This window comes from Vibrio sp. 1402 (genome assembly GCF_033340275.1).
Genome location: NZ_JAWOWE010000048.1, coordinates 1 through 1912 on the forward strand (window position 1 = coordinate 1; position 1912 = coordinate 1912).

General features: G+C 44.9%; 1 protein-coding gene. It reads left to right on the forward strand.

What is annotated here, in order from left to right:
* Window positions 1–202: 202 nt before the first annotated feature.
* Window positions 203–1816, forward strand: coding sequence for an IS1634 family transposase (locus tag R7044_RS24005; protein WP_225455846.1), 1614 nt, complete (start codon window positions 203–205; stop codon window positions 1814–1816).
* The last annotated feature ends 96 nt before the right edge of the window (window positions 1817–1912 follow it).

A 1912-nucleotide genomic window follows, 5' to 3' on the forward strand; every position in this document is an offset into this window, starting at 1 on the left:
TCTGAATCACTTCGCCTCATGCTTTGCTCATAAAAATAAAGTTTATAAAATAAAAGCGATTGGCGAATATCCGTCATTCCGCAGCCAATTTCAGAATTAAAACAATGTGATCCAGTGATCGTTTACAAATGTTAGTGCGACAGACCTCTTGACCGCGATCCCCAGTTTTGATCTATTACTGTTATTTAACGGTCACTTTATTATGTCTGCTTCTCAACCTGTCATTAAACGCCTAGATCACTTAGGGCTGATCGCTGCTTTCTGCCATGAAATCGGCTTACCTGGTATTATTGATCGCGTCATTCCCAAGTACTCGGATCATAACGTTTCACATGGCGATGCGGTCTTGGCGATGATTCTCAATGGTCTTGGCTTTCACAGCAGAACGCTGCATATGTTTTCTGACTTCTTCGAGACGAAGCCTGTTGCCAAGTTGCTTGCTAAAGATATTGAAGCTCACCATTTAACGGACGATGTACTCGGACGCACGTTAGATGCTTTATATGAAGCAGATGTCTCCGCACTTTATCAAGCGATTGCAGAGCATGTCGTTGATAAGCTAGGACTTAAAACAGACTCTGTACACCTTGATATCACTAGCTTCCATGTCGATGGTGAATACGCCCAGGACGAAGATCTTAATGCCATCAAGCTGGTAAAAGGCTACAGCCGAGACCACCGTCCAGAGCTAAATCAAGTGGTCCTTGAGTTGATTTGCGAAAATCAAGCTGGCCTGCCTGTTTACATGCAAGCGCTTAGTGGTAACACCAATGATGCTAAGGCATTCTCAGAAGTCACTAAACGGCATATTCATTGCCTGAAGGCAGCTCAAAACAGTCGCTACTTCATCGCCGATGCCGCTTTATACACCGAAGAGAGCATTCGTTCACTGGATGAGCAACAACAGAAGTTTATTACGCGTGTTCCAATGACCATTAAATCAGCCAAAGAGGCCTTAATGAACCTTGAGCCAGAGCAGCTGAGCCATATCGGCAATGGCTACTCGGGTTGTTGGGTTGACGCTGATTATGGCTCGGTATCTCAGAAGTGGCTGTTGATTCATAGTGAACAAGCAACCAAGCGAGAACAGGTAACGTTTTATAAGAACTTAGACAAAAATATCACCAAAGAGCTGAAAGCGCTGGGACAACTAAAGAAAAAGCAGTTTGCTTGCGCAGTGGATGCCGAGCAAGCAATGAGCGACTTCGCCAACCAGTGTCATTTGCTTGGCTTCGCGCAATCAACCATCGTTAAAGAGCCAATTTATTCAGGTCGTGGTCGGCCGAAGAAAGATGAAAAGCCGACGGGATACCACTATTTGATAGATGCTACGCCTTATACCGATCTAGAAAAGGTGAAACTGGCCAAGCTTAAAGTAGGTATGTTTATTCTCGCCACCAACGATACTGACAACACCGACCTAACAATGGTTGCATTGCTTGAACATTACAAGTCTCAGCAAAAGGTCGAGCGCGGCTTTCGCTTTTTGAAAAGCCCTGAGTTCTTAACATCATCAATTTTCCTGAAGAAACCTCAGCGAATCGAGGCACTACTGATGATCATGACGCTGAGCCTACTCGTCTACGCAAGCTTAGAGCACAAAATCCGAGAGAGTCTCACTAAGGCCGAGGAATTCTTTCCTAGCATGGTAAAGAACAAGACGACAACTAAACCGACGGCACGTTGGGTATTCTTAAAATTCGAAGGTATCGACACACTCGAATTTGGCGGCCAAAGCTTCATAACGGGTGTTCAAGAGCATCAGACTCGGCTGCTTAAGCTTCTTGGTGTTCTGTATGAAGCAGTTTATTCCTAAATTGGCTGCGGAATCTCGGTAGTATATCTCCAGGGCCAACCTCATACTCATAAGCGCTAAGTTGGCGATCTAGTTCAGGGTTGGATTTGGCTTCTA